The organism is Mesorhizobium sp. M0185, assembly GCF_040322175.1.
Classification (GTDB): Bacteria; Pseudomonadota; Alphaproteobacteria; order Rhizobiales; family Rhizobiaceae; genus Mesorhizobium.
Genome location: NZ_JAMYSY010000052.1, coordinates 1 through 26,075, shown reverse-complemented (window position 1 = coordinate 26,075; position 26,075 = coordinate 1). Strand labels below are relative to the sequence as shown.

The window sequence follows — 26,075 nt, the reverse complement described above, 5'->3', positions numbered from 1 at the left end:
GCTGCTTCTGGTGGAGCAACTGAACTTGCGCTCGAGGGCAAGTCTCAAGACGCGCGTGCCAAGGCAATCGAGATCACATTGTCCGTGTCAATGTCAGGCAAATCGAAGATCATTGGCAATTGCCGCGTCATGGCCATCTTCACGATCAACTCTTCCATCGATTCAACCGGAAGGCTGGCGTTTGAACGCTGCCGCATTAACAATGCAAGCTTGTGGACGGGCACGGGCGTCGACTTCGCGTGGTCATCCAAAAGCCTGCCGATTTCGATCAGAACGTCTGCGTCGATGGTGCTGGGCAATTCGCGCATGGTCTATTCCTCCCTGCCCCTGACCATGCGCGCCGCGGGCAGCCGAGTCTCGGGAAACCTCCGTACGTTTTTAACGATGTTGAAGAGCGTAAATGCAACTCTCTGGCTGCAGAGTGGCGTGAGCCGATAGGCTCGGCTGATGTTCACCACCGGTCGGCCCGCCTTGCCGTGTGAATTTGTACCCCCGTTAGAGTCGTGAGACCATTCTGCGAGAATGTCTGGAAACGAACTCATATTTGCCGGTGCTCGATCGGTAACGAATGCGAGACGGACGGGACCGAATAGGGACTTAGGTGATAGCCGCGAAACCATCGGCGCACTCGCTTGCGCCAAGATGGCAACAAATCGAGACTTCCGCGACAGCAAGGACCGCTTGCACCAAAAACGATCTTCCGAAGCAAATATCAACGGCTGGAGGGAGTAGTATTGAAACCACTGTGAACCCGTGCCCGCGGCGGTTTTAAGTCCGGTGTCTTGGCAACAGCGCGTCGCGACTGAACGGATTCATGCGACGCGCCTTCCCGCAGCCTTTTGCCGATGAGACTTGACAGCCGCAAGTAGTTGGCGCTCGCTGGTGTGAGCATTTCGAAAAATGGCCACGACCATTACTGTCAAGATTTCGGCCGCCGGGTCCAAAGGGTCGAGATGCTCATCCGCGCAGACCTGATCGAACACGCGTTCGCAAATAGCCAGATCATGAGGGCTGAGGCAGGTGCGATTGAAATACCGAGGCAGCATCTGTGCGAACCTTTCAAGGCCCGCTACCGTGCTTGCGGCGGGCTTTTTGCTGATGAACCGCTGAAGCGGTGGCTGTCAAAATGACTTGTCATCTGCAGTGACTACGAATCAATTTACTTGATTCCTGATTGCTCCTTTATTAATCCTAGCATAAGCGCACACTCACGGGCTTTATATTGTCCGGTAATCATAAGTCTATAGTAATCCTGCCGCTTGTTTTCCGGGACGTGAAATCCGCGCCGAAATTCGGCTGCCTCTTTCGGAGTTCGAGTGCAACCGAGTTTGCTGGCGGTGACTTTCAAACTCGCCAGTGAGCATCCGACCTTTGCCGCAATATTTTTCAACGGCTCGTTGTTACCGTATCCATCCAGAATTATCCTCCGACGAGCTTCGCTGTTGAGCCTAGTGGCCATTTGGGTGGTCTCCTCAACTAATATTCCACGATGCCCGATTCTATACGCACCAGGCTGAAGAGTGTCGTTGGCGTCACATCCAGAAACTTATCTCGGAATGCATTTCTTGCCGTAATCCAGCGTGATCGCCGTTTCAGTCGCCTCGAGTCGGCCAGTCTTGCCAGATGCCTGAGGTACACCACATGATTGAGAGGGGCATGGGCATACCCGAATCGGATATGACACCACGCGATGGATGCTAAAAGGCAAGAGGAGGCGCTTGCGAGGCAGGCGCTGGAGCGTGATCGACGTCGTTGGCCGCGCGAAGCTCAACCTTACAATGAGGGTGCCCCGTCACTTGCGCCGGCGCTCGAACCTTTGCCCTTTTCAACGCTCGAACTGGCGCCAGAGGATCAATTCGCCGCTTGGCAGGCGCATATGGCACCGCTCGTCGAGGTCAGGTTGCCGGATGACAAATCGCTCGACGATGGCTTTCCCGCCGACCACACGGCTTGGAACCTCGACGGCATGCTGATCGTTCAACAGCGCGCACCGGCACATAGTTATATGCGTTCTGCCGCGAAGCTTCGGTCCAGCTCGATCGATCACTGGTATATCGCCTTGCCACGTACTGGCCGGTCGTGGACGGAGGTCGATCGCCGTGTAGCGGAGAACCAGCCGGGTAAATTGGAGATCAGATCGCTTGGCTACCCGTTTCGCGGGAGGACAACGGACTCCGAAAGTCTCTTTGTCTATTTGCCGCGCGATTTGTTCGCCGATGCGGCGGCAACCCTGGACGCCAAGAACAATTCAATTCTGTCGGGCAACTTTGCCAACCTCTTGCTCGATTACGTCAACAGCATCGAAGCAAGACTTCGCAGCCTCACGGCTGACGATCTGCCCCGCATCGTGCACGCAACACGCAGCATGATCATTGCCTGCCTCGGGCCTCCGGCGGAACAGGTTGCGGCCGCCGAACTATTGACGAGTGTCGCGCTAATGGAGCGAGCGCGTCGATACGTACACCACAATCTGGATGCGGCTCATTTGACACCGGATTCAATGTGCCGGGCGCTCGGCGTCTCGCGCTCTCGTCTCTATCAGTTGTTCGAACCAAGCGGCGGTGTTCTCCATTACATACAAAGTCGCCGCCTTCTAGCAGCCCATATTGCGCTAAGCGATCCGGCGGACAGCCGGCGCATTGTTGAAATTGCTGAAGCCTTCGGGTTTAGTTCAGCGGCTAATTTCAGCCGAGCATTCAGCAAGGAATTCGGTTACAGCCCCCGCGAAGGCCGCAGTACTGTGGTATTGCCGCGCCCCGCCCACTCTGTTTCACATGCCGGAGGCCAGGAGGCCTCTTCCTTTGAAGGTTGGCTCAAGGCGCTCGGAAACTGATTACAGGATCGCGAAGCTGATTGGGCGGACTTAGAAGAGGGGTTGCCCGGGGCGGCGAAGGTCACGCCGCCTCATGGACCACAATATTTTCGTGTCGCGCCTACTGCGCATCAATCACAGAGCTGATTCTCGCCAATTCACGGTTTGTTAACGAACTGTGACGGTTCATCGTTATTGATAATTTGCCGCCAATCACGGCGGAGCATACATGGAACTAGGCTGCGGGGGGCTCTTATTAAGATTGCGATTTGAAAGTTTGCCAAGCTTGACAGTTATGCTATTTCTAGACTGGGGGGCGCGAGTCTGCACCGCCTATGGAGGTGGTTCTTGCCCTCAGAGGCTTCAGGCGTCGGCACGGAGAGTGAGGGGCCTTCATCGAGCGACGCTCCAAGTGTCGGCGATGGGGTTCTCGCAGACCTTTTGGCGAACACGACCGAACTTTTGTCGTTCTATGACCGTGACTTTCGCCTGACGCACTACGCGGCCAGGCTCAAAGGCTTGTACGGAGGCGCGGTAGCGCCGGGCGCCGCCGTCTGGGTGATCTACCCGAGCTTTCTCGATGCGAGCCATCGCGACGAATTTCTTCGTGTGTTCCAGGGTGGCTCTCCGGCCAGCATCGACTTGCCGCGAACATCGGGCGGAGCGCACCGGTCCGTTTTTGTGTTCCCCACGGCAAATGGTGCGGGTATCATCGAATTAAGGGAGGACGGCGGGCGGAGCGCAGCCGAGGAACAAGAACATGTAGTTCTGCTCCATCAGGCGACGCACGACGTGCTGACTGGACTGCAGAATCGGCGGCGATTCGGCGAGCGGCTCCAGCAGGCAATGGCGGCCCTCGGCGGATCAAAGCCGAAAGCCGCCCTTCTGCAAATCGACCTTGACGATTTCAAAGCGGTCAACGACACGCTCGGCCATGGAGCAGGCGACACTCTTCTTCAACTCGCGGCGGGTCGTATCCGCGACTCGCTGCAGGACGGCGAATCCGCCTACCGGTATGCCGGCGATGAGTTCGCTGTCATCCAATTGGGAAAGGAGCAGCCAGCAGAGGCTGAGCGCCTTGCCGGATCTCTAGTCGACGCGTTCAAGAACCCGTTCGTCATCAACGGCATTCCCGTGTTCGTCGGCTCGAGTATCGGAATTGCTTTCGGGCCGGAGCACGGGACCGACGGCGAACAGTTGATGAAAGCCGCTGACATTGCTCTTTACGCGGCCAAGACAGATGGACGCGGCTGCGCTCGAACATTCAACCGTTCGATGCTGCTCTTGCTCGAGCAACGCGAGAATCTGAGGCGCAGCCTTCGAACCGCGCTGGAGCGCGGCGAGCTTTATCTGGAGTATCAGCCGCTCATTCAGCCTCCCTCGTCAGTGACCGGTTTCGAAGCGCTGCTGCGGTGGCGGCACCCCGAGCTCGGAATCATTCCACCCAACGTGTTCATACCGATCGCCGAAGCGGACGGTCTGATGGACGAGATTGGACGATGGGTGCTCGAGGAAGCGTGTCGCCAGGCGTTGACGTGGCCTTCCTCGCTGACAGTCGCAGTGAACTTGTCGCCGGCTCAGTTCCTTAGCGGTTTGCTGACGGACACCGTCGCTCAGATCGTCGACGCAGTTGGGCTTGAAGCCGACAGACTTGAACTTGAGATAACCGAGAGGGTTCTACTTGAGAAGACGATCGACAACATAGACACATTGAATACGCTGAATGTCTTGGGAATTCGAATATCGCTAGACGATTTTGGAACATACTATTCATCGTTGAGCTACCTTAAAAATTTTCCCTTCGATACGTTGAAGATAGATCAGTACTTTATTGCGGACTTGGAGACCGATCTCAAAAGCCAAACGATCGTGCGATCGATTATGAATCTGGCGCACGGCCTCGGGATAAATGTCACTGCCGAGGGGGTCGAGACCCCTGCACAGGCACGGTGGCTGATCAAGGAGAATTGCGATTGCCTGCAAGGCAACTTCCTGGGAAAGCCGCTTGGAGCCGAGGCGATCAGCGGTTTCATCAGGCGGTCCCCGCTGAGGGTGGTACGCGCGATGGAGGAATCAAAACAAGCGCTCTAGTGCCTTGCGGCCTTCGTTAACGGTGAGGCGGAGATTCTAGAATGATCGAGGCAGATACAGCGCAATTCCTCGAGTGGGTGCGAGACAGACTCATCACGGGCGCGGAGAAATTTTTCATCGCGGAGGCCATCACCCCGCGAGAGCTCAATACTGATGGAACAAGTGAGATGCCGATGGGACCTATTCATCATGACCTGGCTGGCGAGCCGACTTTTGAGCCGATGATCCAGATCGACATGGAAATCAAAGCTTTTGTCTCCGCTTGGAAGCATTGCGATTATGTCTCGACATACGTGGCCCGGATGATCAGTCAAAACAGGTCAGACTCGGTCCACCATTCAAATCTCTTTTCCTCCGCCTTCAACGAATTGCTGGAAGTCGCCTTTCGTACTCGCCATGCCGACGGCGAACTGGCATGCAGGGTGTCTCGCCATGGCGCGACGGATAGGATCGAGTTGACATTTCCTTGCGTGCCGGAGGAGCGCCAATTCTACGAAGAAGCCGTGTCGCAACTTGCAGGAATAGAGGCCAGAGAGCGATACCTCAATTCGGTGTCCGGGGATCTCGCGCCGAGCCGCGAGGTCATACTCCTGGAACTGGCTGTCGACTACAACGCGACACTCTGGATCGAGGACGCGGACGGCGATGCAATCAAGCTTGTCGTGGATCTTCCGCTCGAGGGCCTGCAAAATTGAGCCCTTACGACCTTCTCCCGCGCTTCAAGGCGCAATACGACGCGAACAACCAGGAGTTCTCCATATCGGGAGTGGTCCGGCCTCAGGCGATCGATGAGCTTGGGCCCAGCATAGCATTACTTCGCGATGCGATCGGCCGTGTGCGCGGCGTTCTCTACGTCAATGTCAGGCGCCTGACGCAGATGAACAACGCGGCGTTTCACACCTTTTCGAGGATCATCATCGACGCTTGTCGCGCTCGACCCGATCTCAAATTCGTCGTCATCACGTCAAGCGTCGTCGGATGGACCTCGCGAAAATTCGGTCGCCTGAGCGGAATTGAACCGAACATCACCGTCGAGGAGTATGACACTGAATTTTATCCGGGGCAGGGTTTTCTTGAAGAAGGCGGGTTCGTACCCATCCTGCGCACTCAGACAAAGATGACTTGGCGCCACGAGCGCACAATCTTGCCGCGACACGGCATGAGCCCCGGGATCGTCATGGCCGATGTCTGTTGCGGGATCGGTGATTTCGCCGTGCTCGCGCAGAAGGAGTTCCAGCCATCGCGGATCGTCGCCCTCGACCACTCCAGATCAAGCCTGAACTATGCTCGACAAGTGATGCGGGAATTCGACATCCGGGGCATCGAATATACTTATGGCGATGCGTCGGAGATGCTGCTCGACCAAGCGCAGTTCGACTTGGTCACCTGCCGACATTCCCTTCAAATCTTCAATCGACCTGAACTCATCCTCAAGGAGCTCTACCGCATCTGCAAGCCAGGCGGGCGGGTCTATATCACCAACGAGAAGAATTCGCATTGCCTCGGCGAGCCGCGCGCCGAAAGCATTCGTTGGACCTACAACGAGGTGGCGAAGCTGTTCGGGCATTTCGAGATGGATGTCGAGCTTGGGCCCAAGAGCCGGCGATACCTGATCGAAGCCGGATTCGAAGACATCCGTGTGGAGACCTTCATGGTCACTAACCTGGACGGGGATCCGCAGGACTTCGCCGATGTCATTGCGGCCTGGGCGGACGTCTATGCGGGCGAGATGGCGACCAGACGCGGCGATGGACCGGAGTTCGTCGCACGCTTCCGGCAGGGCTTCGAGGATCATATTTTCGCTGCGCTCCACCCCAAGGGTTATGCGGGTTGGCCGATCTGGGTCGCATCGGGGCGACGGCCGCAATGAAAGCCAACGATGAGCCCACACCGCGATTCGGCCTGCGCTCCTTTCGAGCGAAATTCGTATTGGTCGTTGGCGGCGCGGTATTGTTCGACCTCCTTTTGAGCGGTGGCCTGGCGCTTTGGAATGTTCAAAAGCTGTCGCGCGACGCAACATCCGAAGTCGGTGAGGGCCTGACGATCGCAAACCAGGAATACATTCGTTCCTATGCCGAATCGACAGCGTTAAGCGTCGACCTGCTGCTCGATCGAGTCCATGGGGACGTCAAGGCGTTGGCCGGCGTGCTGCAGGCCCAGATCGACGATCCAAGCAGGCAACAACAGGTCGGAGCCACGCTTTCGCAGGAGGCGCCGGGCTCCGTGAAGGTCGTCTACGACTCGCGGGGCGATTGGGCGCAGAACCTGCCGGGAGCGCCTTCCGTGGTCAGCGTCTGGGGCTACCTGCTGGGCGCCGACCACAGTCCGCTGCCAAGCGTTCAGCAGGAAATAGAAGACAGCACCGTGCTGGACCTCGTTGCGCCGACGCTCATGGCCAGCGGGTCGTCCAAGCTGCAAATGTATTATATTGGTCCAAAGGAACGGCCGATTTTCAGGACGGTGCCGTATACGGACCAGGCACAGACCTTCGACCGGCTCTACCCAGGCCACAACAAGGCAGAGTTCTGGGAGTTTTTCTTTCCGGGAATCTATGGGTCATGGCAGCAATGGGCCAGGGATCCAGCCTCACGTCCGGTCTCTGACGATATCACCCAGACAGCGCCTTACACCGATGCGATCACGGGAAAGCTAATCGTCAGCTTTTTCCACCCGCTGTGGACGCGCGATCGCACCGGTATCGCTGGTACGGCGGGAGCAGACATCACTCTCGATCAACTCGCGGAAGTCGTCGAACGTGTGAAGATCGCTGAGACCGGGTTCGGCTTTCTCACAATGTCGACTGGCAACGTCGTGGCGATCAATCCCTCAGGCCAGGCAATCATCGGCCTGACTTCATCGAGCGATGCGGGCACCCAGGGCGTCACCGGCCTGGAGAGGTCCCTGCGGGGAAGTACGCAGCCGGCTATCGCGTCGCTGCCTCTCGACCAGAACAATGACGGTGTCATTCAGCATGTCATGCTCGCCGACAAGGGCGAACGCGTACCCTACATTGTTGTCCTCAAAAGATTAAAGCCGACCAATCTGTGGAGTTCGGGACCGATCAAGTCCGAAATGATGTCGGTCGGGATCGTCGTTCCCGAACGGGAGATCTATGCATCCCTGTTCGCCGCGCAGAAGAGTATTTCCCGTGCAACCAACCGTATCCTGCTCTTTCAGATCGCCGCGATCGTCGTTTCGCTTCTGATCGTTTTTGCCGCCGTGCTCGGAATTTCGAAGCGGATCACCGCGGGCCTCAGGGCGCTTGCCAGCGCCGCCCAGCGGCTCCAGTCCAAAGACTATTCAGTCCGAGTGAGCATCCCAACGCGCGACGAAGTTGGAGCGGCAGGGGTCGCTTTCAACCGCATGGCTGAGCAGATCAGCTTTCACACGGAAAACCTCGAGCAACTCGTCGACGAACGAACAAGGGAACTTGGGGACGCAAATCAGGAGATTTCCGCACTCAACGAAAAGCTGCAGGACGAAAACGTTCGCCTTGGTGCTGAACTCGCGGTCGCCAGACAGATCCAGATGATGGTCCTGCCGAAACAATTCGAACTCGAAGCGATTCCGGGGCTGGAGATCGCGGCCTACATGCGGCCGGCCGACGAGGTCGGCGGTGACTATTATGACGTCCTGCAGAACGGGTCACGGGTCAAGATTGGCATCGGCGACGTGACCGGTCATGGTCTCGAGAGCGGCGTGCTGATGCTCATGGTCCAATCCGTTGCACGCGCGCTGCAGGAGACCAATGAGGGGGATCCGCATCAGTTTCTGGATCGGCTGAACAGAGCGATCTACAAGAACATCGAGCGGACGAACACCGGCAAGCATCTCTCGCTGGCCTTCCTTGACTTCGAGGATGAGCGGGTAACGCTATCCGGCCAGCATGAGGACGTTCTCGTCGTGCGTGCGGACGGGGACGTCGAACGCATCGACACGATGGATTTGGGTCTGCCGGTTGGCCTGGAGAATGACATCTCGAAGTTCATTGCCACGCGCGACATCCCGTTCGGCAGTGGCGACGTGATCGTGCTGCACACCGACGGTGTGACCGAGGCGGAAGACCAAGACAGAAGGCTGTTCGGGTTCGAGCGCCTCTGCCAGAGCGCACGAAAACGTCAAGGCGGGAGCGCCGAGGAAATCAAAACCGGGATCATCGAGGATCTCATGGCCCATATCGGGATCCAGAAGATCCACGACGACATCACCCTCGTGATCATAAGGCACACATAGCCATGACAACGCTGTTCGGGACCCCTGACGTTGCAATCGGGATGAAGGAGAGCGTCAGTCGCGTGCGGCTGTTCGACGGACCTCTCGACTTGAGTTGGCGTCATTGTGCCACGACCTCGGACTTCATCGCCGATCTTTTCGCGTTGCGCTTCCGGTCGTCCCGCAATGACTACATGGAAGTGCGGCATAGTATCGGATATCTGGTCAACGAACTCATCGAAAATGCGGTCAAGTTTCGCGCACCAGGTGAGATCTTGATCGAGGCGTCGATGGATTCGGAGTGCTTCAAGCTCAAGGTGTCGAACGACGTCGATGGTGAAGATGCCTCTAAGTTCCAAAGTCTCCTGGCAGATCTCACGGTTGGCGACCCCGTGGACCTGCTGATACAGCGAATTGAAGAGAATGCCGCCAACCCCGACATGGCAGGCTCCGGACTTGGATTGCTGACGTTGATGAGCGACTACGGCGCACGCCTGGCTTGGATATTCAGCGCCGCCGACGAAAGCGATCGGCTTTGCGTGGAGACATATGCCTCTATTCCGATCTCGCAAATTCACAACTAGAAGAAACGAAGCCCGGCTATGGAAATCAAGACAGACGACTACCGTGTGTGGACTGAAGGAAGCGAAATTTTCTTCGACGGTGCAATGCGGCTTGCCAGTTCCGAGGCCGGTGCGCCTATCTCGGCGTTGGCGACCAGTGTTCTTGCCTGTAATCCCGCTTCCATTACGCTCAATCTTAAGGATCTTCACTTTCTAAACTCTTCCGGCATCAACCTGCTCGCGAAATTTACCATCGAGGTGCGCAAGCATCCCGATGTTCGACTCCTCGTGCGTGGAACGCCAGACATACCCTGGCAATCGAAATCATTGCCGAATCTGAAGAAGCTGCACCCCGCTGTGGTGCTTTTGATGGACTGACGAAGGTCGTCCGAAATTAGCCAAAGGACGGCGTGCAAGAGCGCTGCAAGAGCGAGATATGTACGCCCGGATAAGTATTCGGATGCGAGGCTAACGACAATTTGGCCACGTGCGCAGATGCTCGCAATGGCTTGGGGGCTGGCACAGGCGGCAGGCGTCCGGGTTGGGGGGATGTCGGGCCGCCTGTGCCGATCAGCCGTCGCTGCGCAGTCAGAAGTGTGGCGTCGTGCAGTCGCGGTCCACGACCGTGAGATAGATCGTGTCGCTCGACGGCGAGGGCGACTTCGGCAGTGGCACGCGCTTGCCGGGATCAAGCAACTTCGCGAGCGTCCTCGCAAAGCCCTTGTCGAGCAGCCCCGCGACCGGCTCACGCATGTAGGCAGGAATCCGCGATGTGCGTGTCCGTACGCCGAATGCAAGCCGCGCGGCTTCGAACGCGAGATGCAGCCGCTCCGAAGTTCGGTAGCAAGCCGCGGGGATCGTTCTCAACGGCAATGGCCTTTTCCTGCAAGAGCTTGCGGGCGGTCAGCAGCGCCCGGCGCTTCTGGCTCGTCAGGGTTTTCACATGCACCGGGCGAAACAGGTTGACTCGCATCATCTGCGCATCTGCGCAATGCCGCGGGCATCATTGCGGTCGGTTTGTTCACCTGGGCCTTAAGGAAATGCCTTGGTGTGGCGGGTCTCGATGCAGATCACCGGCAGGCCGGCCCTGGCCGGCCTTCGAACAACCACTGCGACAAGGCCCGGCTTCAAGCCCAACCCGCTCAACCCACCAGCTGGGCTCCTTGAGCACCCGTGCCAGATCCTCCGGATGGTTCGCCATCTTTATCTCGCGGCAAATCTGGCGGCAAATCTGGCCTGTTTCGTCCAATGCAAATGGCGGTCTCTTTCACTGACACATCCAATCCCACATGATGCGTCGCTGCGCTTCTCCCTTCTGATGCTTGTGGCTGCCCATCCAGACCACGTTTATCATGGCTCGAAGCGCAGCGCGGCATGTTCAAAGCCGCCTATCAGTCACGCCGCGCTGATGCCGATCGACGGCTTCTTTGAATGGAAGGACATCTTCGGCACCGGCAAGAACAAACAGCCCTATGCCATTGCGATGAAGTCGGGCGAGCCGTTCGCCTTGGCGGCGCTCTGGGAGGATTGGCGCGACGCGTTACCGGCGACAACATCCGCACCTTCACGCTGCTGACCTGTGAGCCGAATCCGCTCATGGCGACGATCCACAACCGTATGCCGATGATTCTGACGCCCGAAGACTACATGACCTGGCTGACGACCCCGACCCGGAACATCTCATGAAGCCGTTTCCAGAAGAGCTGATGGCCATGTGGAAGATATATTTTCTCTCGTTGTTACGTTGTGAGCATGCTTCTGAATCCGGTTCTTTGCCCATTATGAGGGGCACAGAAAGGCAGGCAAAAGCATAATCACAACGTGACAACCGGCGGTTCAATCTGAGCAGAGAAAATAGAAAACGACATGATCGCCCTAACCACCCAATTCGATGCCTCCACCCGGAAAGCGGACGGATAGTCAAGGTCGTCGGCACCGACGGCACCAGCGCATTCTCGCCGAAACTTGTGCTCGTCACAGATGTCGACGGGACGCACGTCGAGGCTTTGGGCTACGTCAAGAACAAGCGACCGGGGGCATAATAGGGCAACCACAGGCCGGATATCTAAGGGTTCTGCGTGCGGTAGAAGGCGCAAATTACAAACGCGATGCCGATGAGGCGCATCAACCAGGGGAATATGGATAGGCTACGAAGTAGGCGACCCCAAGCACAGCAGTAGCTATCAACCTCCTGCCTGTGTGCTTGTCCGTAGACGCCATTGCGGCTTTGGTGCCTGCGAGTGACTCTCTTTTCGAGATTCATGCTCCTCTGCCCGCCCCGCGCCATCGCCCAGCGGAAAATCAAAGCGTTTCGGGATTGGCTGTCTGCTGAGATGGATCCAAACGACGGCCCTTATGGCAAGACTGAAATGCGCCCAAGAAGAGCCACCAGTTCGGCCTGACGTTTCGTTTCGGTCTTGGCGAACAGCGAGGCAAGCTGGGAGCGGATCGTGGTGCGGCTGAGGCGCCAACTGCGGGCGATCTCCAGCGGCGCGTCGCCCTGAGCCAAGCGCAACGCCAAGTGCGTTTCCGCGCTCGTCAAACCAAACATCTTTTGCAGTGTCTGAGGATTTGGCCCCGACCTGTTCTCGCGATCCAGTAACGCCACAATGCTCGTTCCGTCAGGAGCGATAAACCCGTTCTCGTTCAATATCACCGGCCTGTCGCCGTTGCTGCGGATCACCACCCACGATAATGAGCCCGGCAGGAAATGGGCCGGAACATTCGCGAGCAGCCGCCTCAAAGCCACGGAAAGACCGCTGGCCGTATCGGCCACTTCTCCCTGGCGTTCCAGCGTGGTTTGAGCGGCTGCGTTCCATTCGAGCACTTTCCTCTCGCGGTTCAGCACGAGATAGCCGCAGCCGATGCGATCAAGCATGCCGGTTATGGATTCCAGGCTGCGTGCTCTTGGCTCCCCGACCCCTGCGCCCGATGCACGATCTGGAGGAAAAATATAAGAGGGCCGCGTCGTATGCGCCTCATGGTTATACTTGGTCGTTGTCGCAATGTATCGGCTACCCGAAACAGGATCACTATGTCTATCGATCAGAGTCATTTTCTACCCCTACCCAATAAAGCTACTCGTGATCTGCAGAAAGTCTTCAAGTGATAGTATCCGTCCGTAATAACCTAACTCGATATCTGATGATTACACTGTTAAGATTCCCAGAATTTGCGCCGCAATCGCGAGATTTCTTCCCGTTTGTGTTCCGGCATATGAAAGCCACGCCGAAATTCCGCCGCCTCCGTCGGGGTTCGAGTGCAACTGAGTTTACTGGCGCTGACTCTTAAACTCGCCAGTGAGCATCCGATCTTGGTCGCAATATCTTTCAACGGTTGTTATTAAGGTGTCCATGAAGAATTACCTTGCGACGGGCTTCGCTTTTGAGCTTTGCGTTCATTTCGGGGGCTCCTCAACTACGCGTTCACAACACGCGATTCTATACGAATCAAATTGAAGATTGTCGTTAGCTTCACATCCAGAAACGTATCTCGGAGTGCATTTTTTAAGATTTCTTCATGCCGCCAAGCTGCCGATAATATTGCTGCTCACCTGTTTCCAACACCACACAGCCCTCCTACGAAAGGGCAAGATTAATAACGAGCGAGATGGCGAGAAAGAAAGGTGGCATAGGGGTGCTCGCCCGCCTCCTTCGGATTTATTCTTTACCCGCTCCGCGCATCGCATCATGGGACTACCCGGCCTGGCAGCCGGAATTCAAACCTGGGGAATTCACCGGCGCCCTCCGTGCCGACAATGACAACACTCGTTTCCGCGGCGGCATGCGTGCGGTGCACTGGCCGGCCAAAGAAGATCCAGCCGCAGCGCTTGCCGTGCTGCAAGAGATCCCCGACACCACCGGCCAAACGCGTACGGAAGGCGCGCAGGGTTATCTTAACCCGCGAGACGCCAATCCCGACGACGCCGAGACGCATGACGTGCCAGGCGACGAGGTGACGTCTGAAACTATGGTGGAGCCGGCATAGGATGGGCTCGACGAAGTGTGGCCGGAGGTTCTGCATCAGATACGGCCGTCAGAGCGTGACATATGCCGGGGCGTTGGGCTGGATTGAAGGGCCGCGCACGGGATGGAGCGAGCCGCTAGGCTGAGTGATGTGCTGTGCTTGCGGAATGTTGTCGCCTCCTGAAGGGCGTAGCATGAGACCGGACTTTGATGGCCATGTGGCCGAAATTGCTGGCATGCACTTCTACACAAAGCCCGGCGCTCGCAAGAAGGCCGAAGGCGGCATGCTTGTTACCTACACCGACGCTGCTGGTACGAGCAGCGGCCCGCGTATGTCACCAACAAGCCACGCGGCGGCAAGAGGCCACACAGGACGAAAGCGGCGGCTGCGGCTTATCTGAACGCGCCGGCGGCCATACACTGTCGCCTTGCGAGCGGAAGGCTACCAGCGACCATGTCGGGCACCCCTGCGTTGATCGACATGTACACGCCGCAAGCTGCCGTCGAGAAGGCCCGGGAAGAACTGGTATAGGCTTACGCGGCTGGCAACCTACCTCCCGTCACCAAGTGCCCTACGAAGCCGGCGAGGGCGCCGGCCTTATAACCGGCGCGAAACGAACCGCAAGGTGCCTGCGCTGGCTTGGCAGAAACGGCCGGATTGGCTGAATTGCGGACTCAGCCGGTGTTAGCGGGGCCTACGCGTTATGAACGGAGCCCCCTTCTCCTGCTGCTTTGTGCATTCCGCACTGCCTTTTATGCGACTTCGAAGCAGTGAGACAGCGCGCCTGGTCGGCAGTAGTGCCAGACTGGATGGCTGGATGGAGGGAGCACGAGATGAGTGCGACCCGCAAAATAGCAGCGATCCTGGTCTCGGATGTGGTCGGCTACAGCCGGCTAGCCGAGGTGCTCAAACAAATTGCCCGCGCAATCCAAACTGGCGCTGGTCGCTCCAACGACCTGGCTGCACGATATGGGGGCGAAGAGTTTGTGATCGTGTTGGTTGACGCTTCAATGGAACATGCGAACGAAATAGCCTTCCGGCTCGTCCAAAGCGTGCGAGATCTGAACATTCCGCACGATTGCGGCAGAGTGACCAGCGTTGGCGTCGCTACAACGGTACCCAACGAGAACGAGAGCCTGAATGATCTCGTCAAAGCCGCCGGCCTGGCACTATTCCGTGCTAAGTCGGAGGGACGAGATCCCGTCGTGGTTGATGGTGTATGAGAAGGCCGTTGCCCTGGAGATCATGCGCGACAAGCAGTCCGTTTCGACCCAAGCCGCTTTCTGCTTGAATACCCGCCGAAACGATCCAGGAGGAGCGCCACCTCATTTCAAACGATCCTTTCGCCCCTCTCCGGCAGCGTTTCCTTGTCCGATGCGCCGATCAGCTCGCGGAGCTGAAGGCCATTGCACGTCAAGGCGATGCCCCGCCCACCCGCGATGCAATGGTTAGTATCGCCCACTCGCTGGCGGGGGCGGCGGGTACGTTCGGGTTTGGGGAGATCAGCGCGCGGGCGTCCGCGCTGGAGACGCTGCTGATCGAGAATGGGGATGAAGGGGCGGCCGAAGCCGCGCTCCATGCCCTAATTGCGGAGATCGAGCGGACGCTGCAATGATGCGTCCGGCCATGCCTATTTCTTGGCGCCGGAAAGGCCGGTCCTGGTCATCTCGCCCCAGTTCTGGTCTGCCCGCAAGAATTGCCACCAGCCCCTCAGGCGCCAGAAATTGTTGAGCTGGCGATAGCCAAAATTCTCGATCACGGCGACCGCCGTCAGCACGGCCAGGTCCCGGGCGCGCGGGAAGCGCTGGAGCTCGGCCTCTTCGAGGATGAGGGAGCATACGCTGACGCAAACGCCATAGGTGAAGATGAGCGAGGTGAAGGCCAAAAGATATTCGGCCGACAGGATGCCGAGCAGCCAGAAGGCCGGGATCAGGATGTAGCCCAGCACCTCCGCCACGGGCCCCAGCACGTCGGCAATCAAGATGTGGCCGAAGCCGAGGAAGCCGACGCGGCCATAGCGCGGATTGAAGAGCATGGCGCGGTGGCGGAAGAAGCATTCGAGCGCGCCGCGCTGCCAGCGCGTCCGCTGCCTTGCCAGAACTCTCAGCGTTTCCGGCGCCTCCGTCCAGCACACCGGTTCCGGAATGAACTGAATGCGGTATTTGCGCCTAGCGTCGCGCATATGGCGGTGCAGCTTGATGACGAGGTCCAGGTCCTCGCCCATCGAACCTCTGGTGAAGCCGCCCACCGCCACCACTTCTGCGCGGCGGAACACGCCGAAAGCGCCGGAGACCAGCATCAGCGTGTTGATGCGGCTCCAGGCAAGCCGCGCCATGAGGAAGGCGCGCAGATATTCGACCACCTGGAGCAGCGGCAGCAGGCGGCGCGGCAGATGGATCTCGCGCACCCTGCCCGCTTCGATTTTCGAGCCGTTGGCGATTCGGATCGTGCCGCCGACGGCGATGGTGCGCTCGGGGTCGTCGATGAAAGGCTGAGCGGCGCGCATCAGCGCATCGGGCTCGAGGATGGAGTCGCCGTCGATCGCGCAGAAGAGCGGCGCGCGGCAGACATTGATGCCGGCGTTCTGGGCGTCGGCCTTGCCGCCATTCTCCTTGTCGACCACGAACAGCCGCTCGGTCGTCGGCGAGGAATAGAGGCCGCGGATCGGCTTGTGCGCGAGCGCCTCCTCATAGGGCCGATGGAACTTCACCAGCCTGAAGGCCTCGATCAGGCGCTGCAGCGTCTGGTCCTTCGAGCCGTCATTGATGACGATCACCTCGAAATTAGGATATTGGAGCGCGAGCATGGAATGGACGCTCTCTACCACGTTCAACGCCTCGTTATAGGCGGGCACCAGCAGCGCGATCGGCGGCGCGAGGTCGCCATAACGGTGCCAGAGCAGCGCCGAGCGCGCCACCGGCGGGCGCTTGGAAAGCGCATAGCCTGCGACGGCGAGCTGCAGGAAATAGATCATCGTCTGCGCCAGCCCCGCCCCGATGATGAACCAAGACAGGATGGTGGCGGCAAGAACGATCTCGTGGCTCCAGTCGGCGATCATAAGGCCGGCCCCTCGGCAAGAACGAGCGAGGCGGTGCGCTGGCTGCGCGAGACCTCGCTGTCGGAAATGTCGCGCAGCAGCCGCTCTCCCGGCTGGCCGAAGGAGCGCAGCGCATTGGCGGCGGCATAGCGCACGTTCCACGCCTCATCGTCCATCAGCCTGGCCAGTGGCGGGGCGAGTTCAGACAGGCCGAGCCGGCCAGCGGCATCGGCGGCGGCGCTGCGCACGTCCCAGTTGCCGTTTGCCATTGCGGTCGCCAGGATCGCCGGCGCGTCGGCGTGTCCTGTGAGGCCGAGCGCGCGCAGCGCCGCGGCGGCAATCTCGGGCGATGCGTCGCCGGCCAGGCGGGCGAAGAAATCGGCGAAGCGAAAGCCGCCGGCGCGGGCAAGCGCGTCGATCGCGGCCGCTCGAATGAAGGGCACGGCGTCAACACGCGCGGCATGGTCCGCGAGCTGGTGGAGGCGCGCCGGCGGAAAGCGCCTGAAAAGCTCGATCAGGCGCCGCGAGCGCTGCCCCGCCACGCCGATCTTGCGCAGCGCAATGCCGAGCGGCGGCAGGCTGCCGAGATCGCAGAGCGCGATGGCGACGGCGATCCTGACCTCGCGCGAACGGTCGTGGTCGAGCGCCGAAAGCAGGCTTGCCACCGCACCTTCCGAACGCAGCGCCGCCAGCATCTCGGCCGCGTGTATGCGATCGGCCACGTTGCCTTTTTCCAGCTGCCTGCCGACAAGGGCCGGCAGGCCGCATTCGTTGAAGGCGGAAAGGACGTCGTCATGCTCCTCGCCGCGCAGCAGCGAAATGAACTCGAACCCGGCATTGATCGCCACGCCCGCCGGGACCACGAGCACCGCTGCCTTCAGGACTTCGCGGTCGCGGTTTTCGGTGAAGGCGATCAGCGCCTTCAGAAGCTGGCGCCGCTGGTCGGCCCCAGCCCTGCCCCAGCGCTCCTGCAGCACGCGGCGCGCGATCAGGAACAGCATGATTACCAGGGAAAGAGCGGTGAGCAATATGGATAGATCCCAGATGTACCACATGGTCAGAACCGCGCGGTCAGTCCGAGCCCGAATATGCTTCGGTCGAATGTCGGGCGTTGCTCATGCGCGATGCTGGCGCGCAGCGTCAGCGGGTCGCTGACGTCCCAGGAAATGCCGCCGAAGACGGTGCGCGTCGGCACCAGCGTGCCGTTGGAGATTTCGGGGGCGTCCGCGTAGCCGCCGAACAAATTGAAGCGCTGTGTCACCGCAAGGTCGGCGCGAAGCACATAGCCGTTCGCGCGCGTGCCGACATCGTCCTGCACATGCACCCAGCGGGCGGAAAGCCCAAGGCGGCCGTCGAGGACATAACCTTGCACCCAGGGCGAGATGCTGGTGACATTTGTGTTGGCGAAATTGTCGTAGCGGGCGTCGATGTTCAGAGACAACGGGCCGAACGCCTTTGCCGGCGCCACGAGCTGCCACGAAGCGCCGGCGCCGATCGAATAGCGCGCCAGGAAGTCGGCTTCCGGCGTCGACGCCGCCAAAGCATAGGCGGAGAATGCCGGCGAGAAGGCCTGATCGATGCGGCCCTCGACCTGGACGTCGGTGTGGCCAAAGCGGGTGGCCAGCCGCGCACGGCCGGAAATCGTCGTGCGCGGCGACAGCCGATAGGCAAGGCCGGCCGAACTGTCGGTCCAGTCGCCGAGACCATCGGTGAGATCGCTCACCTCGCCGCCGAGGTCGAGTCGCCATTTGCGCGGCGGCGGCACGGCCAGCCTTTGCTCGACATCGGCAGAACCTGGCTCGATGGCGAGCGCTTGGCGATAGGCTTCCCGCGCGGCGTCGTCGTCACCCTCGGCGCGGCGCACATCGCCGAGCCCGACCAGCGCGTCGGCGTTGCGCGGATCGGCCGCAAGCACGCGCTGAAACGACTGCCTGGCGCGCCTGTAGTCGACCTCGAGCAGAGCAATTCTCGCATCCAGGTCGAGCCCCTCGACATTGTCCGGCGCCGAGGCAAGCACGCCGTCGACCAGCGCCCGGGCGCGCGGCGCATCGCCCTGCCAGATCGCCAGGCGCACCTTGCCAAGCCGCGCGTCGAGAAGGCCGGGCTTGATTGCAAGCGCGCGGTCGAAGAAATGCCCCGCCTCGTCGAAGCGCCGGCTGGAGCCGACGACAAGGCCAAGGGCGACCAGGATGTCGGTGTTCTTCGGCGCCTGCCTCAGCGCCCGGCGATAGACCGTCTCCGCTTCGGGCAGCTTTCCCGCCGCCCGCAGGCGCCTGCCCTGCTCCATCAGGCCGGCGAAGGGATCGGGCCGCCGGCTGGCCGGTTCCTTTGCCCGCGCCGGAACCGCGGGAGCCCGTTTCGCCTCACTGCCGGCAGCCTGCTTCGCCTTGCGGATGTTCTCGACAAGCGCTGCGGCGTCGGCATTGCCGGGATCGGCCTGCGCGACCTTCTCGGCGAGCGGCAGCGCGGCATCCGGATTGCCGGAGCGGAACTCGACCTCGGCCATGCCGAAGCTGGCGTCCCGATAGGTCGCGGCAAGGGACAGCGCCCTGGAAAAGGCCTGCCGGGCGGCCGGCAGATTGTCGCGGCCGAGCTCGGCGAAGCCGAGTTGCACCAGGGCGTCGGCATTGTCGGGCTTGAGCGCCAGCGCGCGCCGGAAAAGGTCCGCCGCCTCGTCGAAATGCTGCGCTTGCCTGGCCTTGACGCCGGACGCGTAGAGCTCGTCGACCGTCTGCGCCAGCGCGGCGCCGGGAGGCGCGGCGATCGCCAGGATCAGGCATACGGCCAGAGCTGCGCGCCGGCTGCGCCTCATCAGCGTTTCCCGCTCTTGCGCGAGATCAGACGCGCGAGCCGGGCCAGAAGCTCCTCGGGGATGAATGGCTTCACCAGGTAGTCGTCGGCTCCTTTCTCAAGGGCCGAGACAATGTCCCTTTCAGCCTTGCGGGCGGTCAGCATGATCACTGGAGTTTCCGACAGAGCCGGATCGGCTTTGAGGCGGGCCAGTACCTCCAGGCCGTCGGCCTTGGGCATCATCGCGTCGAGCACAATGATGTCGGGGCGGTCCTGCTCCGCCTTCGCCAGCGCTTCGGCCCCGTCCACCGCCTTGATGACCTCGTATCCTTTCGCCCTCAACCTGAATTCCATCAGCTCGAGCAACAAGGGATCATCATCGCAGATCAGAACTCTTGCTTTCGCTCCATCCACCAGTCCTGCTCCGGTTCCGTCGCCCCCCGGAGTGATCAACCCATGAACCGAGATCCGCCAAAGTGGTCCATGCCAGAAATTCCGCGCAGCTTTCCCCGCGCCCGCCAACGCCGCGCGATCATAGATAAAGCTGATTCGCGACGGTTGCATTTCGATACAATCACTAGATGAATATCGGCCCATGGTATAGGAGCCGCAAACGGCAAACCGCGCTTGCCGACAGCTTCTTGCCGCCGCCTTCCCCTGGCGCGTCTAGGCCGGGCCATCGCGCTGCGGGAGCAGCTTCCTCACTTCACCTGCAAGCGCCAGCGGATCGAAGGGTTTGGCGATAACCCCTACGGCTCCCATGGCGAGATAGCGCTCCACCTCATGCGTCTGGGTGCGCGCCGTGATGAACACCACGGGGATTGAGGCCGTCAGCGGCGAATCGGCCAGGCGCCTCAGCGTTTCAGGCCCATCCATATCCGGCATCATCACATCGAGCAGGATGAGGTCGGGCTGCCAATCGGCGGCATCGGTTAGCGCCTCGATGCCCGAAGAGCAGGATCGCACCTCGAATTCCGGATCGAGCTCGAGCGACATCTGGGCGATTTCGCGGATATCGTTCTCGTCATCCACATACAGGATCCTTGCCGGCATCATCGTCACTCCTTGCCAGGGGTCGGCGCGCTGCCGTCGCGAGAAGCGATCAGCATGCTTCTGACCAGCTTCGCGACATCGATTTCGGAGGCCCTGGTCTTGGTCATGATCGCCTGCACCCGGTCGCCGAGTTTCTGGTCGAGTTCCGCCGCCGAAAACACGATGACCGCGGTCTCGAGCGGCAGATCGACGAGGAGGTCGAGGCCAGATCCGTCGGGAAGTGCGATGTCCAAGATGACCAGGTCGAAGCGATGGCGAGCGACCGCCTGCCGGGCTTGCTGCAGCGTCTTTGCGGATGTGATCGAGACGCTCGAACCCAGCCCCTCCGACATCACCGCAAGCACGCCCTCATCGTCTTCGACATGCAGAATCTGCGGCTTCGGCTCGATCCTGCGGCCGACGATCTTGGCGAGAGCGGCGTGAAGCCGTTTCGAATCCACCGGCTTCTCCAGCCAGTCGACGATGCCGACGGCGCTGCCGTTCAGCGAGCGCCTGGCCTCGTCGGCGACAGCGGAGATGACGATGACCGCAATGTCGGAATTGGCCGGTGATGCCCTGATCTCGTAGAAGAGCTTGATGCCGGATTCCTCCGCTAGCTTGATGTCGAGCGTCAGCGCCACGTAGTCGCGGGAGCTCAGGAGCGCCTTGGCGGTGTCGATATCGGGCGCGACGTCGCTGGAAAAGCCTTCAGCATCGAGAAGTGCTGCGATCACCGCAGCGACGTCGGGCTCGTCCTCGCAGATGAGGACACGCAGGCGGCCATCGCGCTTGCGCGCCCGGCGCTCGACCAAAACCGGCTTCTCGGCCTGCCTGTGCGCTTCGGGAAGCTCGACGTGAAACGCTGTTCCCTTGCCTTCCTCGGTTTCGAAGGAAACGGCGCCGCCCAGCTTTTCGGCGATAGCCTTGACGATGCTCAAGCCCAGGCCGGTGCCGCCTATCTTACGCGTGCTGGAGGCGTCCGCCTGCTCGAACTTGCCGAATAGGCGGCTGCGGAACGCCTCGGGGATGCCGGCGCCCTGGTCCACCACGGAGATGCGCAGCATGTCGCGGTCATGACGCTGGAGTTTCACCGTGACGGTGCCATCGGTGTGCGAGAACTTGATCGCATTCGACAGCAGGTTCGCCATCACCTGATGCAGGCGATCCGGATCGATGTTGGCCTCGGCGCGCGGGGCATCGTCGACCAGAACGATCCTGATCCGACTGTCGGCCATGTAGTTGGAACTGGCGGCAATGGCCTGCTCCAGGACCTGACGGACAGGCATCTGCTTGATCTTGAAGGTGATCACGCCTGATTCGATCTTCTCCATATCCAGGATGTCGTTGATGAGAAGAACCAGCCTTTCGCTATTGGTGTGGGCGATGTTGACGAGATTGGCGGCCTTGGGCGGCAGTTCGCCCGCCACGCCGGCCGCGATCAGACCAAGCGAGCCGCGGATGGAGGTCAATGGGGTCCGCAATTCGTGGCTGACCGTGGAAATGAAATCGTTCTTGAGCTGGGCGGTGCGCTTCTGCTCGGTGATGTCGCGGTTGTAGGTGATGACGCCGGCGATCTTGCCGGCCTCGTCGCGGAAAGGCGTTTTCAGCGTGTAAAGCCAGCCCTGCCTGCCGTCCGGTAGGAGAGCGGGCTGGTCGATGCGCAATGTCTGCCCGGCCTCCAGCGCGCCCGTTTCATCCTGCCTGAAGCGCTTGGCCACGTCCTTGGGGTAGAAATCGAAATCCGTCTTGCCGATAAGGTCCTCGACCGAGGCGGCGCGCACCAGTTCGGCGGTGGCTGGATTGGCCGCGATGAAGCGGCCGTCGACATCCTTCATGTTGAGGCTATCCGGCAGCTCGCGGACCATGGCCCGGTAGATCATGTTGGACATGGCGAGATCACGCCGCCGCTGCTGGCGATCGAGCAGAACGCCGATGATGAAGGTGCTGAGGAAACGGAACACCAGCGACGGGAGCGTGCTCTGCTGCACAAAGCCGGCGACGACTTGCGGGGGGATGATCAGAAGGGTGATCAGCCCGGCAAGCGCGACCGACACGCCCAGGCCAAGTATGTCGAACATGGTGCGCGACCGGGCCGCCACGATGTGGTGCCATGCCAGACCGACGACGGCGGTGATCAGGATGCTCACGATGCCGACGCTGGCACCCTGCCCGCCAAGATAGAGGCGATAGGCAATGGAGCCGGCGGTGGCGATGAACAACGCCGGCCACCCGCCGAAGAACGCGGCGGCTCCGACAAAAGCGGCCCGCAGATCGACGACGAAGCCGGAGACGGACAGAGCCGTCGCCATGGAAATGATCGCGCCCGCGCACATGACCAAGCCGAGAAGCAGCGACTGTACCCGCTGCGGGAGACGCCCCGTGAAATCCGCCACAAGGTCCCAAGCGACGACCAGGATGGAGACGAGGGCAAGATTGGCGAGGAGTGAGTGCCAGATCTCGGTCATGACTTTCCGGCTCCTTTTACCGATAGATATCGGCAAAACCTATCCAAGCTCTAAAAAGGGTGCGCGCTAGCCGACGGTATCGGACCGATAGCAGCCCGACGGGACGATTTGGCAGGCGTCTTAGTTGCTGTACGCTCCTCGGGCATCTCTTTGGCTCAGGCTCCAGCTTCGGTATTGACTATTGGTTGTTCTCCGGCGTCTGCTTCCGAGCGGAGGCAAAAGACGCCCCTATGGCCGTCGTTAGGCGCAAAGCGGCCCTCCGCGACGCCAATCCTGCGTCCAGTCCTGCATACGCGCTACGCTCATACCCACCCCGTGTCTCCGCAGTCTTCGTGACGGGAGCAGCTATTGGCGCGCCCGACCGAATCGTAATCGCATCAGGATGAAAGGACCCATGGTAGCCGATGCCCGCTCGTGCGCAGCGCCCGCTTGTCGGACAGGACGCCGCCCTCGAACTGGGATTTGGAACGACGGGAAGACCAAAGACGTTCGTGCATATTGCATCCGCTAGCCACAGGTCTAACGCTTTTTGTTCCCAGGAGTTGGAGGCGTACCATGTTTGGCAACTCGGGCATCATTCCTCTGCCTCGCCCGCTTGAGCGTCGTGTGGATACTCTTGGGCACTCGTTCATGCGCCAGCGGCTCGGATCTCAGATGGACTTCTTGATCCCGCAAGGCGAGCCGGCGCTGTTACCGCCCAACTCGGTGTCCTGGCGTATTTTCAAGAATCCTATTGCGCTGTTCATCGGCGGGGTTACTGCGGTGCTGCTCGAATTGGCAGAGCCGCGCGTTCGCGACGCCATTTGGCAGCACAGCACATTCCGCTCCCACGCGCTCCGGCGGCATTCCGGGCTATCAACCCGAAAACGGCGTTCGATCTCGGGCGCGCTGACAAATGGTTGCAGGGTCGCGCGCAGCCGCGCGAGCTCAGCGTCTATGATGACTGGTCGAAGCTTCTTGGCCTGGAGCAGCCCGGCGCCTGGATTGCCGAGAGCGACCTCCCAGCCTTTACGGCGGCAATCTGCGCCCGCCACGGCATCGGCATGGCCGAACTGGAGCGCCGCGCCGGTGGACCACCGAAGACCTCCGCGCATGAGAACCGAAGCGTTGGCGCCGCCCTGGCCGGAGCCTACGCGTGTTATTCGCAGGCTCTGTCGCCCTATCATCACGGCCAGCTGATCAGGGGCAGTCTGTCGATAAAAAGCCGGGCCGGAGGGGCACGGCCTGACCGCCTCCCATCGAGAGATATTGCCAACCGGCCAACTGCTGATCAGCGGGCAGGTCTCGCTGGCAAAACGCGGCCTCTATGTGCATCTGAAGGAGACCGACGGCGACGCCCACTTCTTCTTCTGCCTGTTCCCGCAGTCGCAGCCGGGAAGCGTGCTCGGCGGCTATATGTGTGGCGGTGCCATCATCGGCCCGGAGCCAAAGCCTTCGCTGACCAGAATACTGATCGTGCGCTTGCACGATCCGGCGCCCGAGGCATGGGGCGGATATCTCTCGTCTGACAGATCGATCGCCGAGGACCTGGCAGCGCTCGGCCTCATCATCGAGCGGCCGGAAGCGGTCGACCGGCAGCTCGCGCAATTCCTCATCGGAGACAGGCGCGACGGCGGCCCCAGCCAGATCCCGCCTGCCGAGTTCCACGCCATCCTCGAGACCTTCGACCGGCAGTGGCTGCGCCAGCCGGCTTAAAAAACTTTTCCCATCCTGCCAAGCCGGTGAGGAGTGAAGCGGTCATTGCCCTGAGATCATGCCGACGCCGGCTCACCCACCAGGCGGGCATACCGCCTCGGGCTGGTCATATGAGCTGTTTGCCAAGGTGATGAGACCAGTTCGGTCGCGGACCATGACCACGCCACGATTTGACCTGATCAGGCCGCGGTGCGGCCCTTGGTCAACTTTATGCTGTGGTGCGGCTTTACGGCAATCTGTTTCAGCCGTCATTGAAGCATCGCTGCCACTCTCCTCAAATGGGGCCAAGGCCGGCCCTGATCTCGGCGACCGACTGGAGCTGCCGCCCGTCCTCGAAATTGGCGGGATCCATCAGCGCAGTGCCTGATCTTGCGGGGCATGGGTCAGAACGCGCCACAATTCTTCCAAGACCCGCGAGATCGCCACGATCCTATGACGAACCAGACCTACCCTTGGGGCTGGGACTACCAGCGCACCGGCAGCAGGAAGGCCGGACGTGACGATATCCACCGGCTTCCGTCCGGCGAGATGCCACCGCCCGGCACGATCATGTGCACGTGCGGATGGTGTGTTATCGCCGAGCCCCAGGTATGGAGCACTGCGGTGATGCCGATGCGCCCCCCCGTCGCCGCTCGCGCGGAATGTTTTTGGCGCCGAGATGCAGGCAGGCGAGATGGTTGGCGGCAAGGCCCTCCCGCCGCAGCAGCGCGGCCTCCAGCAGCGGCCCGAGCCAGGCGGCATGCTGCAGCACCTCGATTTCGGACCAGGCCTCGAGGAGGATCGCGCCGCGCAGGACGACCGGCAGGTCTCGCGTTCGGCGATGACGGCCTGCCATTCGGCCAGCCGTTCTTCTTCATTCCAGTCGAGATCGTAGATCAGGTCCGGCCGGTCGTCCGAACGCTGTGCCCTCGCCGGCACGTCGGCGCCACTCAGGAGCTTTGACGAGCGCGCCAGGACAGCATCGATCTCGGCAAACTCTTCAGCCAGAAAGTGGTCCTCAGCATCATCCCGACCATCGGCTTCAACCGAGCCGGTTGCAGGCCCCTGAATTGGCTAGCCCAAAATGCGAATCCAGAATTGCATTGGCCTCAATCGCCAGCCGCTTTAGCCGCGGGGCATAAAGTTGTGTCGGCAATTCATTGATAGTGATCTTTCCGAAAATCTTGCCAATATCAGTCGTGATGCCAGCCAACTCGTTTTCTGCGGACATCCATTCCCCCGATAGAAGGTTTCGTGCTTTAGTCGATACTCGCCTAAACGTGTCCTTTCTGCAACTCAGATACTACATTTAGCGCTCGCCCTGAATTTTGACGCACTCCGTTCCTATATAGCGTGACAGAAGACCTTCGCCGCGTTGGCGATGATGAAGACCGGCCTTGCCGGAACCGCGCAGCGAGCGCCCTTCCCGAAGA

At 60.5% G+C, this 26,075-nt stretch carries 24 protein-coding genes and 3 pseudogenes; 14 read left to right on the top strand and 13 right to left on the bottom strand.

All coding sequences use genetic code 11. From position 1 onward, the window contains the following. Positions 1-44: 44 nt before the first annotated feature. Positions 45-308, bottom strand: a complete 264-nt coding sequence (locus NKJ20_RS28405; RefSeq protein WP_352450376.1) for a hypothetical protein — start codon at positions 306-308, stop codon at positions 45-47. A 576-nt stretch (positions 309-884) separates the two neighbouring features. Here NKJ20_RS28405 and NKJ20_RS28400 point away from each other — a divergent pair. The 8 genes from NKJ20_RS28400 (at position 885) to NKJ20_RS28365 (ending at position 10,056) form a co-directional block, all read left to right on the top strand. Next, the gene (locus NKJ20_RS28400; protein ID WP_352450375.1) at positions 885-1,130 is read left to right on the top strand and encodes a hypothetical protein; all 246 of its coding nucleotides are present in this window, start codon (positions 885-887) and stop codon (positions 1,128-1,130) included. 560 nt (positions 1,131-1,690) lie between these two features. After that, complete coding sequence (locus tag NKJ20_RS28395; RefSeq protein WP_352450373.1) at positions 1,691-2,833, top strand: helix-turn-helix domain-containing protein; 1,143 nt, start codon at positions 1,691-1,693, stop codon at positions 2,831-2,833. 420 nt (positions 2,834-3,253) lie between these two features. After that, the gene (locus NKJ20_RS28390) at positions 3,254-4,903 is read left to right on the top strand and encodes a putative bifunctional diguanylate cyclase/phosphodiesterase (RefSeq protein WP_352450372.1); all 1,650 of its coding nucleotides are present in this window, start codon (positions 3,254-3,256) and stop codon (positions 4,901-4,903) included. A gap of 173 nt (positions 4,904-5,076) precedes the next feature. After that, positions 5,077-5,598, top strand: coding sequence for a ubiquinone biosynthesis methyltransferase UbiE (locus tag NKJ20_RS28385; protein WP_502896732.1), 522 nt, complete (start codon positions 5,077-5,079; stop codon positions 5,596-5,598). Then, positions 5,595-6,773 (top strand): methyltransferase domain-containing protein, encoded by a 1,179-nt coding sequence (locus tag NKJ20_RS28380; RefSeq protein ID WP_352450371.1) that lies wholly within the window; start codon positions 5,595-5,597, stop codon positions 6,771-6,773. The genes NKJ20_RS28385 and NKJ20_RS28380 overlap by 4 nt, the downstream gene beginning before the upstream one ends. Next, on the top strand, positions 6,770-9,136 hold the full coding sequence (locus NKJ20_RS28375; RefSeq protein ID WP_352450370.1) for a SpoIIE family protein phosphatase: 2,367 nt from the start codon (positions 6,770-6,772) through the stop codon (positions 9,134-9,136). Before NKJ20_RS28380 ends, NKJ20_RS28375 begins: the two co-directional genes overlap by 4 nt. A gap of 2 nt (positions 9,137-9,138) precedes the next feature. Then, positions 9,139-9,699, top strand: a complete 561-nt coding sequence (locus NKJ20_RS28370; RefSeq protein WP_352450369.1) for a slr1658 superfamily regulator — start codon at positions 9,139-9,141, stop codon at positions 9,697-9,699. A gap of 18 nt (positions 9,700-9,717) precedes the next feature. Beyond that, positions 9,718-10,056: a slr1659 superfamily regulator gene (locus NKJ20_RS28365; RefSeq protein ID WP_352748645.1), complete on the top strand. Its 339-nt coding sequence runs from the start codon at positions 9,718-9,720 to the stop codon at positions 10,054-10,056. A 210-nt stretch (positions 10,057-10,266) separates the two neighbouring features. Here NKJ20_RS28365 and NKJ20_RS34220 read toward each other — a convergent pair whose 3' ends face one another. Together NKJ20_RS34220 and NKJ20_RS28355 are read right to left on the bottom strand one after the other, a co-directional pair. Next, on the bottom strand, positions 10,267-10,431 hold the full coding sequence (locus NKJ20_RS34220; protein WP_502896535.1) for a hypothetical protein: 165 nt from the start codon (positions 10,429-10,431) through the stop codon (positions 10,267-10,269). Positions 10,432-10,507: 76 nt separating this feature from the next. Further along, positions 10,508-11,018: pseudogene (locus tag NKJ20_RS28355) on the bottom strand (IS110 family transposase); the annotation flags it as partial. Between the two features lie 31 nt (positions 11,019-11,049). Between NKJ20_RS28355 and NKJ20_RS28350 the strand changes: the two are divergent. Continuing rightward, positions 11,050-11,492, top strand: a pseudogene (locus NKJ20_RS28350) (SOS response-associated peptidase); the annotation flags it as partial. Positions 11,493-12,031: 539 nt separating this feature from the next. On the opposite strand, the gene NKJ20_RS28345 reads toward NKJ20_RS28350, so the two are convergent. Next, positions 12,032-12,556 carry a helix-turn-helix transcriptional regulator gene (locus NKJ20_RS28345; protein ID WP_352450366.1) on the bottom strand — a complete coding sequence of 175 codons (525 nt, stop codon included), beginning with the start codon at positions 12,554-12,556 and terminating at the stop codon, positions 12,032-12,034. 731 nt (positions 12,557-13,287) lie between these two features. Between NKJ20_RS28345 and NKJ20_RS28340 the strand changes: the two genes are divergently transcribed. From NKJ20_RS28340 to NKJ20_RS28330, 3 genes are all read left to right on the top strand, one after another. Further along, complete coding sequence (locus NKJ20_RS28340) at positions 13,288-13,665, top strand: hypothetical protein (protein ID WP_352450365.1); 378 nt, start codon at positions 13,288-13,290, stop codon at positions 13,663-13,665. Between the two features lie 812 nt (positions 13,666-14,477). Beyond that, the gene (locus NKJ20_RS28335; RefSeq protein ID WP_352450364.1) at positions 14,478-14,867 is read left to right on the top strand and encodes a diguanylate cyclase; all 390 of its coding nucleotides are present in this window, start codon (positions 14,478-14,480) and stop codon (positions 14,865-14,867) included. Between the two features lie 68 nt (positions 14,868-14,935). Continuing rightward, positions 14,936-15,259, top strand: a complete 324-nt coding sequence (locus NKJ20_RS28330) for an Hpt domain-containing protein (RefSeq protein ID WP_352450415.1) — start codon at positions 14,936-14,938, stop codon at positions 15,257-15,259. 15 nt (positions 15,260-15,274) lie between these two features. Here the strand turns inward: NKJ20_RS28330 and NKJ20_RS28325 are convergent, their stop codons facing one another. The 6 genes from NKJ20_RS28325 to NKJ20_RS28300 form a co-directional block, all read right to left on the bottom strand. Then, positions 15,275-16,702 carry a glycosyltransferase family 2 protein gene (locus NKJ20_RS28325; protein ID WP_352748641.1) on the bottom strand — a complete coding sequence of 476 codons (1,428 nt, stop codon included), beginning with the start codon at positions 16,700-16,702 and terminating at the stop codon, positions 15,275-15,277. After that, positions 16,699-17,736, bottom strand: coding sequence for a HEAT repeat domain-containing protein (locus NKJ20_RS28320; protein WP_352748638.1), 1,038 nt, complete (start codon positions 17,734-17,736; stop codon positions 16,699-16,701). The genes NKJ20_RS28325 and NKJ20_RS28320 overlap by 4 nt, the downstream gene beginning before the upstream one ends. A gap of 2 nt (positions 17,737-17,738) precedes the next feature. After that, a complete protein-coding gene (locus NKJ20_RS28315) occupies positions 17,739-19,493 on the bottom strand; it encodes a YaiO family outer membrane beta-barrel protein (RefSeq protein ID WP_352450361.1) in 1,755 nt (584 codons plus the stop codon). Then, positions 19,493-20,035: a response regulator transcription factor gene (locus tag NKJ20_RS28310; protein WP_352748635.1), complete on the bottom strand. Its 543-nt coding sequence runs from the start codon at positions 20,033-20,035 to the stop codon at positions 19,493-19,495. Before NKJ20_RS28310 ends, NKJ20_RS28315 begins: the two co-directional genes overlap by 1 nt. Positions 20,036-20,137: 102 nt before the next feature. After that, a complete protein-coding gene (locus tag NKJ20_RS28305; RefSeq protein ID WP_352450414.1) occupies positions 20,138-20,524 on the bottom strand; it encodes a response regulator in 387 nt (128 codons plus the stop codon). Positions 20,525-20,529: 5 nt separating this feature from the next. After that, entirely contained in the window at positions 20,530-22,968 is a 2,439-nt protein-coding gene (locus tag NKJ20_RS28300; RefSeq protein ID WP_352748632.1) for a hybrid sensor histidine kinase/response regulator, read from the bottom strand. 555 nt (positions 22,969-23,523) lie between these two features. Here NKJ20_RS28300 and NKJ20_RS28295 point away from each other — a divergent pair. Together NKJ20_RS28295 and NKJ20_RS28290 are read left to right on the top strand one after the other, a co-directional pair. Next, positions 23,524-24,147 (top strand): oxygenase MpaB family protein, encoded by a 624-nt coding sequence (locus NKJ20_RS28295; protein WP_352748629.1) that lies wholly within the window; start codon positions 23,524-23,526, stop codon positions 24,145-24,147. 69 nt (positions 24,148-24,216) lie between these two features. Then, positions 24,217-24,663 carry a hypothetical protein gene (locus tag NKJ20_RS28290; protein WP_352450357.1) on the top strand — a complete coding sequence of 149 codons (447 nt, stop codon included), beginning with the start codon at positions 24,217-24,219 and terminating at the stop codon, positions 24,661-24,663. Positions 24,664-25,133: 470 nt separating this feature from the next. Here NKJ20_RS28290 and NKJ20_RS28285 read toward each other — a convergent pair. The 3 genes and pseudogenes from NKJ20_RS28285 to NKJ20_RS28275 form a co-directional block, all read right to left on the bottom strand. Continuing rightward, positions 25,134-25,286, bottom strand: a pseudogene (locus tag NKJ20_RS28285) (transposase); the annotation flags it as partial. After that, positions 25,235-25,498 (bottom strand): DUF1612 domain-containing protein, encoded by a 264-nt coding sequence (locus tag NKJ20_RS28280; protein WP_352450356.1) that lies wholly within the window; start codon positions 25,496-25,498, stop codon positions 25,235-25,237. The pseudogene NKJ20_RS28285 and the gene NKJ20_RS28280, both read right to left, overlap by 52 nt. A 186-nt stretch (positions 25,499-25,684) precedes the next feature. Continuing rightward, on the bottom strand, positions 25,685-25,873 hold the full coding sequence (locus tag NKJ20_RS28275) for a hypothetical protein (RefSeq protein ID WP_352450355.1): 189 nt from the start codon (positions 25,871-25,873) through the stop codon (positions 25,685-25,687). Positions 25,874-26,075 lie beyond the last annotated feature (202 nt).

Excerpts from the sequence above, each read along its gene's own strand:
- NKJ20_RS28375 (WP_352450370.1), top strand. The coding sequence starts at position 6,770 with ATGAAAGCCAACGATGAGCCCACACCGCGATTCGGCCTGCGCTCCTTT.
- NKJ20_RS28335 (WP_352450364.1), top strand. The coding sequence starts at position 14,478 with ATGAGTGCGACCCGCAAAATAGCAGCGATCCTGGTCTCGGATGTGGTC.
- NKJ20_RS28310 (WP_352748635.1), bottom strand. The coding sequence starts at position 20,035 with ATGCAACCGTCGCGAATCAGCTTTATCTATGATCGCGCGGCGTTGGCG.
- NKJ20_RS28305 (WP_352450414.1), bottom strand. The coding sequence starts at position 20,524 with ATGCCGGCAAGGATCCTGTATGTGGATGACGAGAACGATATCCGCGAA.
- NKJ20_RS34220 (WP_502896535.1), bottom strand. The coding sequence starts at position 10,431 with ATGCGTGAGCCGGTCGCGGGGCTGCTCGACAAGGGCTTTGCGAGGACG.
- NKJ20_RS28405 (WP_352450376.1), bottom strand. The coding sequence starts at position 308 with ATGCGCGAATTGCCCAGCACCATCGACGCAGACGTTCTGATCGAAATC.
- NKJ20_RS28315 (WP_352450361.1), bottom strand. The coding sequence starts at position 19,493 with ATGAGGCGCAGCCGGCGCGCAGCTCTGGCCGTATGCCTGATCCTGGCG.
- NKJ20_RS28320 (WP_352748638.1), bottom strand. The coding sequence starts at position 17,736 with ATGTGGTACATCTGGGATCTATCCATATTGCTCACCGCTCTTTCCCTG.
- NKJ20_RS28365 (WP_352748645.1), top strand. The coding sequence starts at position 9,718 with ATGGAAATCAAGACAGACGACTACCGTGTGTGGACTGAAGGAAGCGAA.
- NKJ20_RS28325 (WP_352748641.1), bottom strand. The coding sequence starts at position 16,702 with ATGATCGCCGACTGGAGCCACGAGATCGTTCTTGCCGCCACCATCCTG.
- NKJ20_RS28385 (WP_502896732.1), top strand. The coding sequence starts at position 5,077 with ATGGGACCTATTCATCATGACCTGGCTGGCGAGCCGACTTTTGAGCCG.
- NKJ20_RS28395 (WP_352450373.1), top strand. The coding sequence starts at position 1,691 with ATGGATGCTAAAAGGCAAGAGGAGGCGCTTGCGAGGCAGGCGCTGGAG.
- NKJ20_RS28370 (WP_352450369.1), top strand. The coding sequence starts at position 9,139 with ATGACAACGCTGTTCGGGACCCCTGACGTTGCAATCGGGATGAAGGAG.
- NKJ20_RS28295 (WP_352748629.1), top strand. The coding sequence starts at position 23,524 with ATGTTTGGCAACTCGGGCATCATTCCTCTGCCTCGCCCGCTTGAGCGT.
- NKJ20_RS28345 (WP_352450366.1), bottom strand. The coding sequence starts at position 12,556 with ATGCTTGATCGCATCGGCTGCGGCTATCTCGTGCTGAACCGCGAGAGG.
- NKJ20_RS28280 (WP_352450356.1), bottom strand. The coding sequence starts at position 25,498 with ATGGCAGGCCGTCATCGCCGAACGCGAGACCTGCCGGTCGTCCTGCGC.
- NKJ20_RS28340 (WP_352450365.1), top strand. The coding sequence starts at position 13,288 with ATGGCGAGAAAGAAAGGTGGCATAGGGGTGCTCGCCCGCCTCCTTCGG.
- NKJ20_RS28275 (WP_352450355.1), bottom strand. The coding sequence starts at position 25,873 with ATGTCCGCAGAAAACGAGTTGGCTGGCATCACGACTGATATTGGCAAG.
- NKJ20_RS28300 (WP_352748632.1), bottom strand. The coding sequence starts at position 22,968 with ATGACCGAGATCTGGCACTCACTCCTCGCCAATCTTGCCCTCGTCTCC.